The following is a 17,386-nucleotide window of genomic DNA, read 5'->3' on the forward strand; positions in this document are numbered from 1 at the left end:
GATAAAAGGAAAAGAAAACAATGGGTTTCTTCAAGACAGCGCCTATGCGCTATCTGCTGCTGGTCACCGGTGCCTGGCTGGTCGTGTTTCTCCTCACCCGTATCGTACTGCTGCTGACTCATCTGGATGAGGCCGGTGGCGGTGCGCTGTCCGTGTTCGGTGTCGGTCTGGTCTACGACCTGGGCTTCCTCGCCTATGCCGCTTTGCCGATGGGCCTGTATCTGCTGCTGTGCCCGCCGGCCTTGTGGCGCCGTCGCGGTCATCGCTGGTTCCTGCAGGGACTGCTGACCGTCAGCCTGTACGCCATGCTGTTCACGGCGGTGGCCGAATGGCTGTTCTGGGATGAATTCGGGGTGCGCTTCAACTTCATCGCGGTCGACTATCTGGTGTACTCCGACGAAGTGCTGAACAACGTGCTGGAGTCCTATCCGATCGGCAAGTTGCTGAGCATCCTTGCGGTCCTGGCCGTGGTGCTGAGTCTTGTGTTGCGCAAGCCATTCAATGCAGCGCTGGATGCACCGCTGCCGCCACTGCGCGGACGCCTGCTCAATGCGCTGGCGCTGTTGGTGGTGGCGGGTCTGAGCCTGCAGCTAGTCAGTCAGGACGCACCGCGTGCCCAGGGCGGCAACGCCTATCAGAATGAACTGGCGAGCAATGGCCCGTATCAGTTCTTCGCTGCGTTCCGTAACAATGAACTGGACTACAACCAGTTCTACAAGAGCCTGCCAGCGGACAAAGTCGCCGGTCAGATTCGTGCCGAATTGAATGAGCCCAATGCCCGTTTCGTCGGTCAGGATCCGCAGGACATCCGTCGCAATATCGATAACCCCGGCGTCACTCGCAAGCCGAACATCGTGCTGGTGACCATCGAAAGCCTCAGCGCCAAATACCTGGGCAGCAACGGTGACGGCCGCAACCTGACGCCGAACCTGGACGCCTTGCGCAAACAGAGCCTGTACTTCAACAATTTCTACGCCACTGGCACTCGTACCGATCGGGGACTGGAAGCCATCACCCTGGCCATTCCACCGACGCCGGGCCGTTCGATCGTCAAGCGCATCGGCCGCGAGAGCGGTTTCGCCAGCCTCGGCCAGCAATTGAGCGCGGTCGGCTATGACAGCGTGTTCGTGTACGGCGGCCGTGGCTACTTCGACAACATGAACGCGTTCTTCAGTGGCAACGGCTATCGCGTTGTCGATCAGAGCAGCGTCGATGAGTCGGAGATTCACTTCAAGAATGCCTGGGGCATGGCTGACGAGGATCTGTACAAGCAGACCCTGAAGCTGGCGGACGCCGATTACGCCAAGCAGCAACCTTTCCTGTTGCAGCTGATGACCACCTCCAACCATCGTCCGTACACCTATCCGGATAATCGGATCGACATCAAGTCCGGCAACGGTCGTGATGGTGCGGTGAAGTACACCGACTACGCCATCGGCCAGTTCCTGGCGCAGGCGCGTGAGAAGCCGTGGTTCGACAACACGATCTTCATCTTCGTCGCCGACCACACGGCCGGCAGCGCGGGCAAGGAAGACCTGCCGATCACCAACTACCAGATCCCTCTGTTCATCTATGCACCGAAGATGATCGAAGCACGGGAAAACGCGCAACTGGCCAGCCAGATCGACCTCGCGCCGACCCTGCTGGGCTTGCTGAACCTGGATTACCAATCGACCTTCTTCGGTCGCAATCTGCTGCAGGACAACCCGCTGCCGCCTCGGGTCGTGGTGGGCAACTATCAGCATCTGGGGCTGTTCGACGGCAAGGACCTGGCGATCCTCAGCCCACGCCAGGGCCTGCGCCGGCACGACGACGCACTGACCGAAAGCCGCGAGTCCCGGGTCAACAGCGACGATCCGCTGGTGAGCCGCGCCATCACGTATTACCAAACCGCCAGTTATGGCTTCAAGCAACAGCTGCTTGGCTGGAAAGCGCCCAAGGAGGGTGCCGCGCAAGTCAGCGATCGTTAATCGAAGCGCCCCGGGCTGATGCCCCGGGGCGTTTTCCCGTTCTGGATCCCTCATGTCATCAAGCGTTGTACGCCCTGCCCCTCGCCCGCTGAATTTTTGGCTGTGCCTGGGGATACCCGCCGTCGCGGCCGCCATTCTGGTCTTGCTCGAACTGACCGATCTGGACATGAACCTGGCCCGGATGTTTTACGACCCCGCCGCCGGCGACTTCATCGGGCGCCACAGTTACTTCCTGGAAAACATCCTTCACGACCGCGCCAAACAGGTGGTGATCGCGTTTTCGGTGTTTTCCGTCATTGGTTTCATCGCTGCGTTCTTCATTGAGCGACTCAAGCCCTTCAAGCGAGAGCTGGGTTGCCTGGTGCTGTCGCTGGGCCTGGCGACGTCATTCGTGACACCGATGAAAGCCGTGACCGCTGTGCAGTGCCCGTGGAGCCTTGAGCAGTTCGGCGGCCATGAAACCTACAGCAAACTGCTGGATCACCGCCCGCCGACCGACAAGCCCGGACGCTGCTGGCCCGGTGGCCATGCCGCAACGGGTTTCACCCTGTTTGCACTGTTCTTCGTGCTGCGGGATCGTCGCCCGCGACTGGCGCGGCAGGCCTTCATCTTTGCCTTTGCGCTGGGCTCGGTGTTCTCGATCAGCCGGATGATGCAGGGTGCGCACTTCTTTTCGCACAACGTGTGGACGGCGATTTTCTGCTGGTTGATCTGCCTGGGGTCGTATTACTGGGTGCTGTATCGCCCGACCGTCAAAGCGGAAGCGGTCATGAAGGCACAACCGGTCAACGCCTGAGTACTTGAAGCTCTGCCTATAAAATCAGGGCAATAAAAAACCCCGCCTGCTCATCGCAGGCGGGGTTTTTCGTTTCGGGGTAAGGCTGGCTTACATCATGCCGCCCATGCCACCCATGCCGCCCATGTCTGGCATACCGCCGCCAGCAGCACCGTCTTTCTTCGGTGCATCAGCAACAGCGGCTTCGGTGGTCAGGATCAGACCGCCGATCGACGATGCAGCTTGCAGAGCGGAACGGGTTACCTTGGTTGGGTCCAGGATGCCCATTTCGATCATGTCGCCGTATTCGCCAGTCGCAGCGTTGTAACCGAAGTTACCTTTGCCGTTCTTGACTTCGTTGACCACAACGCTTGGCTCGTCGCCGCTGTTGGCAGCGATCTGACGCAGCGGTGCTTCAACGGCACGACGCAGAACAGCGATACCTACGTCCTGGTCGGCGTTGTCGCCTTTCAGGTTGATGATCGCGTTCAGAGCGCGGATCAGCGCAACGCCACCGCCAGGTACCACGCCTTCTTCAACGGCTGCGCGGGTTGCGTGCAGGGCGTCTTCAACGCGGGCTTTCTTCTCTTTCATTTCAACTTCGGAACCGGCGCCAACCTTGATCACTGCAACGCCGCCGGACAGCTTGGCCAGACGCTCTTGCAGTTTTTCACGGTCGTAGTCCGAGGAAGTCTCGGCAACCTGGGCACGGATCTGAGCGATACGCGCCTGGATGTCGCCTTCAACGCCAGCACCGTCAACGATGATGGTGTTTTCCTTGGACAGGGTCACGCGCTTGGCGCTACCCAGGTGTTCCAGAGTGGTGCTTTCCAGGCTCAGGCCGATCTCTTCGGAGATAACGGTACCGCCGGTCAGAACGGCGATGTCCTGCAGCATGGCCTTGCGACGGTCGCCGAAGCCTGGAGCCTTGACGGCTGCGACTTTGACGATGCCACGCATGTTGTTCACTACCAGAGTCGCCAGGGCTTCGCCTTCAACGTCTTCGGCAACGATCAGCAGTGGACGGCCGGCTTTGGCAACGGCTTCCAGTACTGGCAGCATTTCGCGGATGTTCGAGATCTTCTTGTCGACCAGCAGGATCAGCGCGCCTTCCAGCTCGGCAACCATGGTTTCCGGCTTGTTGACGAAGTACGGGGACAGGTAGCCACGGTCGAACTGCATGCCTTCTACAACCGACAGTTCGTTTTCCAGGCCCGAGCCTTCTTCAACGGTGATCACGCCTTCTTTACCGACTTTTTCCATGGCTTCGGCAATGATGTCGCCGATGGAGTTGTCGGAGTTGGCGGAGATGGTGCCAACCTGAGCGATCGCTTTAGTGTCGGTGCAAGGTGCGGACAGCTTTTTCAGCTCGGCAACGACAGCGATGGTCGCTTTGTCGATACCGCGCTTCAGGTCCATCGGGTTCATGCCGGCAGCGACGGCTTTCAGGCCTTCGTTGACGATCGACTGAGCCAGAACGGTAGCGGTGGTAGTACCGTCACCAGCGTCATCGTTGGCACGGGAGGCAACGTCTTTGACCAGCTGCGCGCCCATGTTTTCGAAACGGTCTTCGAGTTCGATTTCCTTGGCGACGGAAACGCCGTCCTTGGTGATGGTCGGAGCGCCGAAGCTCTTCTCGAGGATCACGTTACGGCCTTTCGGGCCCAGGGTCGCTTTTACCGCGTCAGCCAGGACGTTTACGCCAACCAGCATTTTCTTGCGGGCGGAATCGCCGAATTTAACTTCTTTAGCAGCCATGATCGATATTCCTTAAATACTTTGTAGTAGCGGGAAAATGAACGGGGGTAATCAGCCTTCGATAACAGCGAGGATTTCGTTCTCGCTCATTACCAGCAGGTCTTCGCCGTCGACTTTCACAGTGTTGCTGCCGGAGTAAGGACCGAACACAACCTTGTCGCCTTCCTTAACGGACAGTGCGCGCACTTCGCCGTTTTCCAGAGCTTTGCCCGGGCCTACAGCGAGAATCACACCGTGGTTGGCTTTTTCAGCAGCCGAACCTGGCAGGACGATACCGCCAGCGGTTTTCTTTTCTTCTTCGCTGCGACGGATAACGACGCGGTCATGCAGAGGACGAAGCTTCATTGTCGATCTCTCCTAATTGTGGTTTTCATCGGCCGGTGTAGTCCCGGCGGGTTTAACGAATCCGGCCTGCGCCGGTTGCGGCTCGTCGAGCGAACCGCGGAAGTCTGTCCGACTCAAATGTCGGAAACCTTTCGGTGACCGATACATAAGGGCGCATAAGCTTATTACAAGGGCTGGGCTAAAAAAATTTCACTGCGGCTTCATGAATTGGCCCCGCAAACGAACACGGCACCCGAAGGTGCCGTGTCGATGCAGAAGTTACTTGGTGTCGCGGTGTTCGAACTCGCCTTCGATCACATCGCCTTCGCGCCCCAGAGGCTGGCGCGGTGCGGGACCGCCGCGAGGTTGCAGGTCATCGGCGAACGCACGCTGACGCATGGCCTGTTCTTCGGCGCGCTGGCGCATCTTGTTCGCGACCAGGCGACGGCTGAATGGCAGCAACAGCACCAGACCGACCACGTCGCTGATGAAACCCGGCAGGATCAGCAGGCCGCCGGCCAGGGCCAGCATCAGGCCTTCGAGCATGGTTTGCGCAGGCAGTTCGCCGCGGTTCAGGCTTTCACGGGCACGCAGGGCGGTTGCGAGTCCGGCGACGCGCAGCACAAATACGCCGAACATCGAGCCGAGAATGATCAGCAGCAGGGCCGGGAAAAATCCGATCGAACCTGCCACTTTGACGAATACGAACAGCTCCAACACCGGGAACAGCAGAAAGAGCAACAAAAAAGGGCGCATCAAAGTTTCCTCAACGCAAGAAATGCCTTGCAGTAAGCCTTAGATGACGTCGCCCTTTCGTGAATTCAAGCGTCGGCCACCGCATTTTTTGGCCAGACCTCGGCGTGAGCCAGAGAAACCAAGGCTTCGCGCACTTGTATCGGCGTATGACAAGGCGCTTGAAACGGCAGCCAGTACAGCGCCTGACCGATGCGCAGGTGCATGCCTTCGGTGTCGATCCCGGCCAATTGCGCCGGAACGGTTTTCGGCAGCCCGGCCAAGTCAACGTAATGGGCGATGGCCTTGGCGTGGTCGCTGTTCATGTGCTCGACCATGCTGATCTCGGCCTTGCCGGCGAACGGGTTGGCCAGGGTCAGGTGATCGACCCAGTGGATCGCGCCGAAACCACCGATGTAGCGATGGCGCACCGGGGTGAGCACCCAGAAGTCGAAATCGTGGGCCTTGTGGTAATTCTGCGAATCGGGGAAATAACGGTAGTAACGCTCGGCGGCGGCTTCGATGGCCGCGGTGTCTTCGAGTTTTTCCGCTTCCGCCAGATAGGTCAGACGACCAACGGCTTGCACATCGTCGGCCTCACGTTCACCCACCAGCAGCGAGCACTTCGGATCTTTTTGCAGGTTGTGGGTGTGCTGGGCGATGCGGCTGATCAGGATCAGCGGCCTGCCCTGTTCGTCCAGGCAGTAGGGAACCACGGAGCCAAACGGAAAACCGGGCATCGATTTGGAGTGGGTCGACAGCACGCCACGGTATTCCTTGAGAAGCAATTCTCGGGCATTCTTAGCCGCTTCAACGCTCAATTTATGACTCCTTAAATAGAATCCGTCGAAAAAACGGACGGGCGACACGGATAAGTATCAGTCGCCACAGGGGCAGTTCTCATGTGCAGCCGGGCCATGTCAGGCGCAGATCGAGAGGCTCTCTAAAGGACACCACTCTGACCTGCTCTCGGGGACATGCGAATGCAACTCAACGACAAAGTAATCATTATCACTGGCGGTTGCCAAGGCTTGGGCCGCTCGATGGCCGAGTATTTCGCCGGCAAGGGCGCGAAGCTGGCACTGGTCGACCTGAACCAGGAAAAACTCGATGACGCCGTCGCGGCCTGCAAGGCCAAGGGTGTCGAGGCCCGCAGCTATCTGTGCAACGTCGCCAATGAAGAGCAAGTGACGCACATGGTCGCCCAGGTGGCCGAAGACTTCGGCGCGATTCACGGCCTGATCAACAACGCCGGGATCCTGCGCGACGGCCTGCTGCTCAAAGTCAAGGACGGCGAAATGACCAAGATGAGCCTGGCCCAGTGGCAGGCGGTAATCGACGTCAACCTGACCGGTGTGTTCCTCTGCACCCGTGAAGTCGCGGCAAAAATGGTCGAGCTGAAGAACAGCGGCGCGATCATCAATATCTCGTCGATCTCCCGCGCGGGCAACGTCGGCCAGACCAACTACTCCGCCGCCAAGGCCGGTGTGGCGGCAGCCACCGTGACCTGGGCCAAGGAACTGGCACGCTACGGCATTCGCGTGGCGGGCATCGCACCGGGCTTCATCGAAACCGAGATGACCCTGGGCATGAAACCGGAAGCGCTGGAGAAAATGACTTCGGGCATTCCGCTCAAGCGCATGGGCAAGCCGGAAGAGATCGCCCATTCGGCGGCGTACATCTTCGAGAACGACTACTACACCGGTCGGATTCTGGAGATGGACGGCGGGCTGCGCATCTGACTTCTGTCGCAGAATGAAAAACGCCCCGGTGCACAGGCACCGGGGCGTTTTTGTTTAAACCACAGTCATCAATCGTCGCTGATGGTGATGTTCGGCATCGCTGGCGACGCCGCTTCCTGCAACACGATCCGCGCACCGACGTGGCGGGCCAGTTCCTGATAGACCATGGCGATCTGGCTGTCCGGTTCGGAAATCACCGTCGGCTTGCCGCCATCGGCCTGTTCGCGGATCAGCATCGACAGCGGCAACGAGGCCAGCAGTTCGACGCCGAACTGGGTCGCCAGTTTCTCGCCACCGCCCTCACCGAACAAATGCTCGGCATGTCCGCAGTTCGAGCAGATGTGCACGGCCATGTTTTCCACCACGCCCAGCACCGGAATGTTGACCTTGCGGAACATCTCCACGCCCTTGCGTGCGTCGAGCAGCGCCAGATCCTGCGGCGTGGTGACGATCACCGCGCCAGCCACCGGGACTTTCTGCGCCAGGGTCAACTGGATGTCGCCGGTGCCTGGCGGCATGTCGATCACCAGATAATCCAGGTCGCCCCAGGCGGTTTGCGTGACCAGTTGCAGCAGCGCGCCAGAGACCATCGGCCCGCGCCAGACCATCGGCGTGTTGTCGTCGGTCAGGAAGGCCATCGACATGACTTCCACGCCATGGGCCTGAAGCGGCACGAACCACTTCTGATCCTTGACCTGCGGACGGGTGCCCTCGGGAATGCCGAACATGATGCCCTGGCTCGGGCCGTAGATATCGGCGTCGAGAATCCCGACTTTCGCGCCTTCGCGGGCCAGTGCCAGCGCCAGGTTGGCGGCGGTGGTGGATTTGCCCACGCCGCCCTTGCCGGACGCCACGGCGACCACGTTCTTGACGTTGGCCAACCCCGGGATCTGCGCCTGGGCCTTGTGCGCGGCGATCACGCTGTTGACCTCGACCTTCGCCGACACCACGCCGTCGAGGTTTTCGATGGCCAGTTGCAGCAATTGCGCCCAGCCGCTCTTGAACAGACCGGCGGCATACCCGATTTCCAGCTGCACGCTGACGCGGTCGCCGGCGATTTCGATGTTGCGCACGCAACCGGCGCTGACCGGATCCTGGTTCAGGTAAGGGTCGGTGTATTGGCTGAGGACGGCTTCCACCGCTGCGCGAGTGACGGCACTCATGGGCAACTCCGATAACAAGACTGGGAAAAGATGGCGGGTATCCTACCCCTTCTGTCCTCCGGACGGCATGTCCGGCAACCATTTGCAGGGGTGAAATATCTTTCCCGGCGCTTTATAGTGGCCGACCTCCGTTTCATCAAGTAGCGAAGCCCCACATGTCCGAACCACGCAAGATTCTCGTCACCAGCGCCCTGCCCTACGCCAACGGTTCGATTCACCTTGGCCATATGCTGGAATATATCCAGACCGATATGTGGGTGCGCTTCCAGAAGCATCGCGGCAATCAGTGCATTTACGTCTGCGCCGACGACGCCCACGGTTCGGCGATCATGCTGCGCGCGGAAAAGGAAGGCATCACCCCGGAACAACTGATCGCCAACGTCCAGGCTGAACATAGCGCCGACTTTGCCGAGTTCCTGGTGGACTTCGACAACTTCCACTCCACTCACGCCGAAGAAAACCGTGAGCTGTCGAGCCAGATCTACCTGAAGCTGCGTGACGCCGGGCACATCGCCCAACGTTCGATCACCCAGTATTTCGACCCGGAAAAGAAAATGTTCCTGGCCGACCGCTTCATCAAGGGCACCTGCCCGAAATGCGGCACCGAAGACCAGTACGGCGACAACTGCGAAAAATGCGGTGCGACCTACGCACCGACCGACCTGAAGGATCCGAAGTCGGCAATCTCCGGCGCCACTCCGGTGCTCAAGGATTCCCAGCACTTCTTCTTCAAGCTGCCAGACTTCCAGCAGATGCTGCAGACCTGGACCCGCAGCGGCACCCTGCAAGACGCCGTCGCCAACAAGATCGCCGAATGGCTGGACGCCGGCCTGCAACAGTGGGACATCTCCCGCGATGCGCCGTACTTCGGCTTCGAGATCCCGGGCGAACCTGGCAAATACTTCTACGTGTGGCTGGACGCGCCGATCGGCTACATGGCCAGCTTCAAGAACCTGTGCAACCGCACGCCGGAGCTGGACTTCGACGCGTTCTGGGGCAAGGACTCCACCGCCGAGCTGTACCACTTCATCGGCAAGGACATCGTCAACTTCCACGCCCTGTTCTGGCCGGCGATGCTCGAAGGCGCGGGTTTCCGCAAGCCGACCGGGATCAACGTGCACGGCTACCTGACCGTCAACGGCCAGAAGATGTCCAAGTCCCGCGGCACCTTCATCAAGGCCCGGACCTACCTGGATCACCTGTCGCCGGAATACCTGCGCTACTACTACGCGGCCAAACTGGGCCGTGGCGTGGACGACCTCGACCTGAACCTCGAAGACTTCGTGCAGAAGGTCAACTCCGACCTGGTCGGCAAAGTGGTCAACATCGCCAGCCGTTGCGCCGGTTTCATCCAGAAGGGCAACGCCGGTCTGCTGGTCGACAACAACGCCGCACCGGAACTGACCGACGCGTTCCTGGCCGCTGCACCGAGCATCGCCGACGCCTATGAAGCCCGCGACTTTGCCCGTGCCATGCGCGAAACCATGGCCCTGGCCGACCGGGCCAACGCCTGGATCGCCGACAAGGCACCGTGGTCGCTGAACAAGCAGGAAGGCAAGCAGGATGAAGTCCAGGCGGTTTGCGCCACGGCGATCAACCTGTTCCGCCAGTTGGTGATCTTCCTCAAGCCGGTGCTGCCGCTGCTGGCTGCCGATGCCGAGGCGTTCCTCAACGTCGCCCCGTTGACCTGGAACGACCACACCACGCTGCTGGCCAACCACCAGTTGAACGAATTCAAACCGTTGATGACCCGCATCGACCCGGTAAAAGTGCAAGCCATGACCGACGCCTCGAAAGAAGACCTGACCGCCAGCCAGACCGACACCGGCGCCGCCGCGCCTGCCGGCAATGGCGAACTGGCCAAGGATCCGCTGTCGCCGGAAATCGACTTCGACACCTTCGCCGCCGTCGACCTGCGCGTGGCGCTGATCGTCAAGGCCGAACACGTTGAAGGCGCGGACAAGCTGCTGCGCCTGACCCTCGACATCGGTGACGAACAACGCAACGTGTTCTCGGGGATCAAGAGCGCCTATCCGGATCCGTCGAAACTCGACGGTCGCCTGACCATGATGATCGCCAACCTCAAGCCACGGAAAATGAAGTTCGGCATCTCCGAAGGCATGGTGATGGCGGCCGGCCCTGGCGGTGAAGAAATCTACCTGCTGAGCCCGGACAGTGGCGCCAAGCCGGGTCAGCGCATCAAGTAAGGTTCTGCACTGACCGATCCCACAGGCGTACCCCGTGCGCCTGTGGGATTTTTCATATCTGGCCCACCCGTCATGGCGGCCGGATAATGCCTAATCTTAAGTGACACCCGCCCGCTCTCACCGGCAGAACCATGACCGAACTCGTGCTTACGCTCTTCAGTGCTGCGCTGATCAACAACTTCGTGTTGCACTGGCCGCTGGGCGTCGATCCGCTGCTGGGCAGTGATCGTCGTCAGGTGCATGCGCTGGGGCTGGCGACGTTGTGTCTGATGCTGATTGTCGGTGTGGCGGGTTACGCGATCTGGCATTGGCTGCTGGTGCCGTTGCAACTGGAATTCCTGCGTCTGTTTATATTCCTGCCGCTGAGCGTCCTGCTGATCGCGCCGTTGCTGAAGTTGCTGGCGCGTTGGCGACCCGATATGCCGTTCGACGGTTTGTGGTCGCTGTTGCTGGGCAATGCAGGTGTGCTGGGGCTGACGCTGATCAACGCGCAAACGGATAAAGGCCTGTTTCATGCAACTGCGCTGAGCCTGGGTGCCGGCCTGGGTTTCTGGCTGGTGCTGAGCCTGTTCAGCGATTTGCGTGAGCGCACGGCCGACAACGATATTCCCCTGCCCTTTCGTGGCCTGCCGATCCAGTTGATCGGCGCCGGACTGATGGCCGTGGCTTTTCTCGGATTCAGTGGACTGATCAAAACATGAGTCTGATTCAACGCATCGATGCCTTGCTGCCGCAGACCCAATGCGGCAAATGCGGCCATCCCGGATGCAAGCCTTACGCTGAAGGCATCGCCGACGGCGAGCCGATCAACAAGTGCCCGCCGGGCGGCGACGAAACCATCGAAGCCCTGGCGCAACTACTGAAAATCCCGGTGCTGGAACTGGATATCAGCCGTGGCTCCGCACCCCCGCAAGTGGCGTTCATCCGCGAAGCCGAGTGCATCGGCTGCACCAAATGCATCCAGGCCTGCCCGATCGACGCCATCGTCGGCGCGGCGAAACTGATGCACACGGTGATCATCGACGAGTGCACCGGTTGCGATCTGTGCGTGGCGCCCTGCCCCGTCGATTGCATCGAGATGCACCCGCTGCCGCTCGGAACGCTGCCAGTGGTGGGCGGCCTGGCCAGCAGCCTCGAAGAGCAACAGGCACGCACCGAAAAGCGCGATCACGCCCGCCAACGCTTCGAACGGCGTAACGCCCGGCTGCAAAGAGAAGAACAGCAGAAGCAGGCCGAACGCGAAGCCCGTGCACAACGTGCGGCGCAGGTTGAAGTCGCAGCCACCACGCTCGATCCGGTGCAGGCTGCGCTGGAACGTGTGCGAGCGCAGAAAACCGCGACCGCCGACGCCGCGCTGAAGAAGGCCAAGATCGATGTAGCGATGAGCCGCGCTCAGTTGCACAAATCGCTGAAAGCCTTCGGCCATCCGCCGACCTTCGAACAACAGTCGCAATTGATCGTATTGCAACAGCAGTTCGAAGCCGCCGAGCAGGCCCTGGCGAAACTGGAAAGCAGCGCCGCACCTGCGCCGGCCATGACAGCCCCAGCAAAAGACGCCGACCTGAAACGGGCGAAAATCCAGTTGGCGATGCGCCGTGCAGAGCTGAAAAAGGCGCAGACCGCAGAGGCTCCACCGGAGCAGATTGCAACGCTGGAACAAGCGCTGCGTGACGCCGAACAAGTGTTGCACGACGCCGAAGCCACGAGTGATCAACCTCTGCCCGACCTTGTGCGGGTCGAGAAACGTCCGATCGACAACCAGCTTCGTCAGCTGAAAACCGAACTGGCCTATGCTCGAGCCGACCTGAACAAATTGCAGCGACGCGACGGCACGCCAGCCGAGATCCTCGACAAGGCCCGCACCCGCCTGCAAGAAGCGGAGCGGCAGGTAGAAGCCCATGTCATCCATTGAAAACGAACGCCTGCAACAGGCGATGAAGCTGGTTTTGCTGGCGACATTGCCAGGGCTGTTGGCGTTGTTCTGGTTTTACGGCTGGGGCGTGCTGATCAACCTGATCCTGTCCGTCGCCACAGCCTTGAGCGTCGAAGCCGCCGTGACATATCTGCGTCGGCAGCCGGTGCAAGCCACTCTCACCGATGGCAGCGCGGTGGTCAGCGCTACGCTGCTGGCAATCGCCCTGCCGCCTTACTGCCCGTGGTGGCTGACGGTCACGGCGATCGGCTCGGGCCTGCTATTGGGAAAACACTTGTACGGTGGTGTGGGCAGAAACCCTTTCAATCCGGCCATGCTCGGTTTTGCTCTCGCGATGGTGATGTTCCCGCAGCCGATGACCCATTGGCCTGCTCATGCCATGAATCTGACAGCGGCCATTGAACAGGTGTTCAACCTGGGCACGGCACCGGACGCCTGGGTCCAGGCCACGGCGCTGGACAGCCTGCGCATCAACAAAAGCCTGACCATCGATGAATTGTTTGCCAGCAACCCGGCATTCGGCCACTTCGGTGGGCATGGCGTGGAGTGGGTGAACCTGGCATTTCTTGCCGGTGGACTGTTGCTGCTACAGCGCCGGGTGATCGGCTGGCACGCGCCGGTCGGCATGCTCGCCAGCCTGTTCGTTATCAGCCTGCTATGTTGGAACGGTTCGGGGTCCGACTCTCATGGCTCGCCGCTGTTTCATCTGTTGAGTGGCGCGACCATGCTGGGTGCGTTCTTCATCGTCACTGAACCGGTGTCGGGGGCAAAGAGTCCGCTCGCCCGCTTGTTGTTCGGCGTGGGCGTCGGTCTGCTGACTTACCTGATTCGCACCTGGGGCGGTTATCCGGACGGCGTGGCATTTGCGGTATTGCTGATGAACCTCTGCGTGCCGACACTGGAACGCTTTGCCGCTGCCCGTCAGGCGCAGGTGACACCATGAACCGCACAGGCAGCCTGATCACCCTGTTGTTGCTGGCAACGGCAGGGATCGGCATGACTTTTCTTGTGCAACGCAGCAATGCGCCGCACATCGCCGCCGAACAGCGCCAGCTCGAAAGTCGCAAACTGCTGGATGTGCTTTCAGTCGACGCCTACGACAATCAGCCTCTGGAACAGCCTCTGGCGCTGACGGACACCCACCTGAGCCACAGCGAGTTGCTGGGCGGTTATCGGGCGACCAGGGCCAGCCAACCCGTGGCGGTGCTGCTGCGCAGCCAGACCGAAGGTTATGCGGGTCGAATCGAGTTGCTGATTGCCATCGATGCCAATGGCCGATTGCTCGGTGTGAAAACCCTTGAGCAAACTGAAACGCCGGCACTGGGCGGGCATATCGGTGACTGGCCAAATAGCTGGTTGCAGGCATTTATCGGCAAATCCGGCAGCCAACCGACAGATGCCGGATGGGCCTTGAAAAAGGATCAGGGGCAATTCGACCAGATCGCTGGCGCAACCATCACATCTCGCGCGGCCATCAACGCCATCCACGATGCTCTGCGTTACTTCGACGACCACCGGACGACCCTGTTGGGGAGCGCGCCATGAACACGTCAGCGACACTGTCGAACTCAATGATGCTGGTGCTGTTGATCGGCGCCACTGACTCAGTGGCCGGCGCTCTGGCGATCCTGCTGATTTTTGCCTTTGTGGTGAGCCTGTACGGTTTGTGCATGGCACCACTGCGGTCGCGCCTGAGCAGTGAGAGCCTGTTGCCGGTCAGTCTGGTACTGGCTGCTACCCTGGCCGCTTGCGCCGAGATTCTTTTGCAACGCGGCGCTGTGCAGTGGCATCTGATGATCAGTCTGTACGCCGGCCTGATCGGTTTGCAGTGCGTCATCCTGGAACACAATGGATTCTTTCGATTGCCAGCCCGAGGACGTCTGACACTGTGTGGCGTGTTTGCCACCCTGATGACCGTGCTGGCGGTGTTGCGCGAGCTGCTCGGTCAGGGCAGCATCGGCCATCACCTGTCAGATCACTGGCAAGGTCTTATTCTGTTCGGCGACGGCCTGCATTTCGCGACGCTGGCTCCCGGCGCCTTCATACTGCTGGGGCTGGTGCTCGCCGCCCGTCAGGCCTGTTCTCGCCCTGCCGCCCTATCCGAGGAAACGCATCACCCATGAATGCCGCAAAACGTCTGGAGATCTTCCGCAGGCTTCACGAGGACAATCCCGAACCCAAGACCGAACTCGCCTATTCCTCGCCTTTCGAGTTGTTGATCGCGGTGATTCTGTCCGCGCAATCGACCGACGTCGGGGTGAACAAGGCGACGGCGAAGCTTTACCCGGTGGCCAACACGCCGGCCGCCATTCATGCCTTGGGTGTCGAAGGTTTGTCCGAGTACATCAAGACCATCGGCCTCTATAACAGCAAGGCCAAAAACGTGATCGAGACCTGTCGCATGTTGGTCGAGCTGCACAACGGCGAAGTCCCGCAGACGCGCGAAGCGCTGGAAGCCCTGCCCGGCGTCGGCCGCAAGACCGCCAACGTTGTGCTCAACACCGCGTTCCGTCAATTGACGATGGCGGTGGACACTCACATTTTCCGGGTCAGTAACCGCACCGGTATTGCGCCGGGCAAGAACGTGGTCGAAGTGGAGAACAAACTGATGAAGTTTGTGCCCAAGCAATACCTGCTCGATTCGCATCACTGGCTCATTCTTCACGGGCGTTACGTGTGCCTGGCCCGCAAGCCGCGGTGCGGCAGCTGTCGGATCGAAGACTTGTGCGAATACAAGGACAAAACTTCGGACGATTGAGCGTCTATTAAGTTTATTGATATTGCGATTGAAAAAATCTTTTTTACCATCTGCTGGAATATCGATATAAGGAGCGCCAAAGGCAGCCTTAGCCTGGAGTTAACCTTATGAGCACCAGCAAAGAGCAAGTGGACGTAGAAGACGATTTCGTCGCGGAGTCGGACGACGAACCGGTGGTTGAGGTCGCCAAGACCAACCTGAGCAAACGCCGCACCATCGATAACATGCTTGAGGAACGCCGACTGCAGAAGCAATTGGCCGATTACGACTTTGATCTCTGACATTTGAAAGCCTCCTGCAACGGAGGCTTTTTCGTTTCTACTGCAAGCTGATGCCGACCTGCCCAGGATCCGTCAGCGATTGAAGTCGTCACACCAGGCCATTGCGCTGGGCCAGTTCGATCAGATCCACCAGTGAGCGCGCATTGAGCTTCAACAGCAACCGCGTCTTGTAGGTGCTGACGGTCTTGTTGCTGAGAAACATGCCATCGGCGATTTCCTTGTTGGTCTTGCCGCGTGCCAACTGCTGCAACACCATCATCTCGCGCCCGGACAGGCGATCGACCATGTCGGCTTCACTGGCATTGCCCAGACTGGTGCGTACGGTGTGCAACGCCTGATTCGGAAAATAGCTGTACCCGGACAGCACAGCCTTGATAGCGCTGAGCAGTTCGGTCAGATCCTGTTGTTTGCAAACATATCCCGCCGCTCCCGACTGCATGCAGCGCATGGAAAAATGGCCCGGGGCCTGGGACGTCAACACCAGCACCTTCAAAGGCATCGCGCTCGTTGTAAGACGCGCAATGACTTCCAGTCCATCAAGTTTCGGTATACCGATATCCAGAATGACAATATCGGGCATCTGGTCGCGAGCCAGTTGTAATGCATCCACTCCGTTATCCGTTTCTGCAATGACTTCGTAGCCATGACGTTCCATCAGCATACGCACCGCAAGACGAATGACGGGGTGATCATCCACGATCAGCACTTTATTCATGGGCAAGTCCAGTTTCGCTGTTCGAATTTTTAGAACCGGCACAATAACGTAGTCATTTCACCCATGGCATAGCAAAGTTCCCTTGCATCAGCAGCGAGAGACACTTCCTACAGGCAATAAAGATTTCTCCTACAGAAAAGACTCATAAATGTCGCGACAAGACATCCGGACCAAGTGGCCACTTGAAAATCATTTGATCTGCAACACTGGCTTGTCGAGTAGCGAGCCCTGAAAAGAGGAACTCGATGCGACAAAAAACCGAAACAACATATTTATATCCACTCGGCCGTTTTTAATATAAATACCAGACATCGGGGAAGAAAACATTTTCACCCCCTTTTACAACAACTTAAACGACCCAACATGACGAGAAAGATCATACTCATGAGTAAAGAATATGTTAAAGATCAACAAGAAAATCACCAACCCCATCAGTGTCATTGCCATATTCGCGCTCATCTCCGAAACGTCCGCGGCGGTATCCCTGCCCTTCCTTGACAATGACGAACGGGAAATCTACATCTGGTTCCTGATCAGCTTTCCATTCTATTTACTGTTCCTGTTTTTCATCACCTTGAACTTCAACTACCGATCCCTTTATGCACCTTCGGACTTTGATGACGACAAGAACTTCCTGAAAGCATTTGAAGATAACAACGTTGATTTCCCCGAAGAACCGACTGACCAACCCATTGCCGGAATTCAGACTGTAAAACTACCGAAACCGCTGAGTACGCTGTGCGTCATTGACATTCGAGGCATGGACGTCGAATCAAAAATAAATACACTCCTGGAAAAAATCCCACAACCCGTAAAGCACTCGCTCAGAATATTCCTCGTTTTAACGGATGATATGTCAGACATTTTACCGAAAGAAAATATCGCCAAATCGCTCAAGCGAGGAAGAAAAGCCGCGGGGACGACGTATTGTATTATTTACGACGTTCAAACGCAGAACATCAGTGTATTGGGAAGAATTTAAGTTGAGGCGCAGAGACACGAAGCACATCAATGCGATGCCCAAAGTA

General features: G+C 58.9%; 18 protein-coding genes. 12 read left to right on the top strand and 6 right to left on the bottom strand.

Annotated elements, in window-relative coordinates; genetic code table 11:
* Positions 1–20 precede the first annotated feature (20 nt).
* Both AC07VV_RS22120 and AC07VV_RS22125 read left to right on the top strand, forming a co-directional pair.
* A complete protein-coding gene (locus tag AC07VV_RS22120) occupies positions 21–1,970 on the top strand; it encodes an LTA synthase family protein (protein WP_495037474.1) in 1,950 nt (649 codons plus the stop codon).
* Between the two features lie 52 nt (positions 1,971–2,022).
* On the top strand, positions 2,023–2,766 hold the full coding sequence (locus AC07VV_RS22125; RefSeq protein ID WP_495037475.1) for a phosphatase PAP2 family protein: 744 nt from the start codon (positions 2,023–2,025) through the stop codon (positions 2,764–2,766).
* Positions 2,767–2,856: 90 nt separating this feature from the next.
* Here the strand turns inward: AC07VV_RS22125 and groL are convergent, their stop codons facing one another.
* The 4 genes from groL to AC07VV_RS22145 form a co-directional block, all read right to left on the bottom strand.
* On the bottom strand, positions 2,857–4,503 hold the full coding sequence (gene groL / locus AC07VV_RS22130) for a chaperonin GroEL (RefSeq protein ID WP_096818431.1): 1,647 nt from the start codon (positions 4,501–4,503) through the stop codon (positions 2,857–2,859).
* A 51-nt stretch (positions 4,504–4,554) separates the two neighbouring features.
* Entirely contained in the window at positions 4,555–4,848 is a 294-nt protein-coding gene (locus tag AC07VV_RS22135) for a co-chaperone GroES (protein WP_007916610.1), read from the bottom strand.
* 258 nt (positions 4,849–5,106) lie between these two features.
* Positions 5,107–5,583 carry an FxsA family protein gene (locus AC07VV_RS22140; RefSeq protein WP_007953217.1) on the bottom strand — a complete coding sequence of 159 codons (477 nt, stop codon included), beginning with the start codon at positions 5,581–5,583 and terminating at the stop codon, positions 5,107–5,109.
* A 65-nt stretch (positions 5,584–5,648) separates the two neighbouring features.
* Complete coding sequence (locus AC07VV_RS22145; RefSeq protein WP_495037476.1) at positions 5,649–6,380, bottom strand: HugZ family pyridoxamine 5'-phosphate oxidase; 732 nt, start codon at positions 6,378–6,380, stop codon at positions 5,649–5,651.
* 162 nt (positions 6,381–6,542) lie between these two features.
* On the opposite strand from AC07VV_RS22145, the gene AC07VV_RS22150 reads away from it, so the two are divergent.
* Positions 6,543–7,301 (top strand): SDR family oxidoreductase, encoded by a 759-nt coding sequence (locus AC07VV_RS22150; RefSeq protein ID WP_011335726.1) that lies wholly within the window; start codon positions 6,543–6,545, stop codon positions 7,299–7,301.
* 68 nt (positions 7,302–7,369) lie between these two features.
* On the opposite strand, the gene apbC is transcribed toward AC07VV_RS22150, so the two are convergent.
* Complete coding sequence (gene apbC / locus AC07VV_RS22155; protein WP_248739244.1) at positions 7,370–8,464, bottom strand: iron-sulfur cluster carrier protein ApbC; 1,095 nt, start codon at positions 8,462–8,464, stop codon at positions 7,370–7,372.
* Between the two features lie 155 nt (positions 8,465–8,619).
* On the opposite strand from apbC, the gene metG reads away from it, so the two are divergent.
* The 8 genes from metG (at position 8,620) to AC07VV_RS22195 (ending at position 15,643) form a co-directional block, all read left to right on the top strand.
* Positions 8,620–10,671: a methionine--tRNA ligase gene (metG, locus tag AC07VV_RS22160; protein ID WP_493072509.1), complete on the top strand. Its 2,052-nt coding sequence runs from the start codon at positions 8,620–8,622 to the stop codon at positions 10,669–10,671.
* Between the two features lie 131 nt (positions 10,672–10,802).
* On the top strand, positions 10,803–11,372 hold the full coding sequence (locus tag AC07VV_RS22165) for an electron transport complex protein RnfA (RefSeq protein WP_495037477.1): 570 nt from the start codon (positions 10,803–10,805) through the stop codon (positions 11,370–11,372).
* Positions 11,369–12,583, top strand: a complete 1,215-nt coding sequence (rsxB, locus tag AC07VV_RS22170; protein ID WP_495037478.1) for an electron transport complex subunit RsxB — start codon at positions 11,369–11,371, stop codon at positions 12,581–12,583. The genes AC07VV_RS22165 and rsxB overlap by 4 nt, the downstream gene beginning before the upstream one ends.
* On the top strand, positions 12,570–13,547 hold the full coding sequence (locus tag AC07VV_RS22175; protein ID WP_495037479.1) for an RnfABCDGE type electron transport complex subunit D: 978 nt from the start codon (positions 12,570–12,572) through the stop codon (positions 13,545–13,547). Before rsxB ends, AC07VV_RS22175 begins: the two co-directional genes overlap by 14 nt.
* Positions 13,544–14,149: an RnfABCDGE type electron transport complex subunit G gene (locus AC07VV_RS22180; protein WP_495037480.1), complete on the top strand. Its 606-nt coding sequence runs from the start codon at positions 13,544–13,546 to the stop codon at positions 14,147–14,149. The genes AC07VV_RS22175 and AC07VV_RS22180 overlap by 4 nt, the downstream gene beginning before the upstream one ends.
* Positions 14,146–14,727, top strand: a complete 582-nt coding sequence (locus AC07VV_RS22185) for an Rnf-Nqr domain containing protein (protein WP_495037481.1) — start codon at positions 14,146–14,148, stop codon at positions 14,725–14,727. The genes AC07VV_RS22180 and AC07VV_RS22185 overlap by 4 nt, the downstream gene beginning before the upstream one ends.
* Positions 14,724–15,362: an endonuclease III gene (gene nth, locus AC07VV_RS22190; protein WP_096818452.1), complete on the top strand. Its 639-nt coding sequence runs from the start codon at positions 14,724–14,726 to the stop codon at positions 15,360–15,362. Before AC07VV_RS22185 ends, nth begins: the two co-directional genes overlap by 4 nt.
* A 107-nt stretch (positions 15,363–15,469) precedes the next feature.
* Positions 15,470–15,643 (top strand): PA3496 family putative envelope integrity protein, encoded by a 174-nt coding sequence (locus AC07VV_RS22195; protein ID WP_096818454.1) that lies wholly within the window; start codon positions 15,470–15,472, stop codon positions 15,641–15,643.
* 88 nt (positions 15,644–15,731) lie between these two features.
* On the opposite strand, the gene AC07VV_RS22200 is transcribed toward AC07VV_RS22195, so the two are convergent.
* On the bottom strand, positions 15,732–16,358 hold the full coding sequence (locus AC07VV_RS22200) for a response regulator transcription factor (RefSeq protein ID WP_085730184.1): 627 nt from the start codon (positions 16,356–16,358) through the stop codon (positions 15,732–15,734).
* A 397-nt stretch (positions 16,359–16,755) separates the two neighbouring features.
* Between AC07VV_RS22200 and AC07VV_RS22205 the strand changes: the two genes are divergently transcribed.
* A complete protein-coding gene (locus AC07VV_RS22205) occupies positions 16,756–17,340 on the top strand; it encodes a hypothetical protein (RefSeq protein ID WP_495037482.1) in 585 nt (194 codons plus the stop codon).
* Positions 17,341–17,386 lie beyond the last annotated feature (46 nt).

It is taken from the genome of Pseudomonas sp. GW821-FHT02C04 (assembly GCF_059421845.1).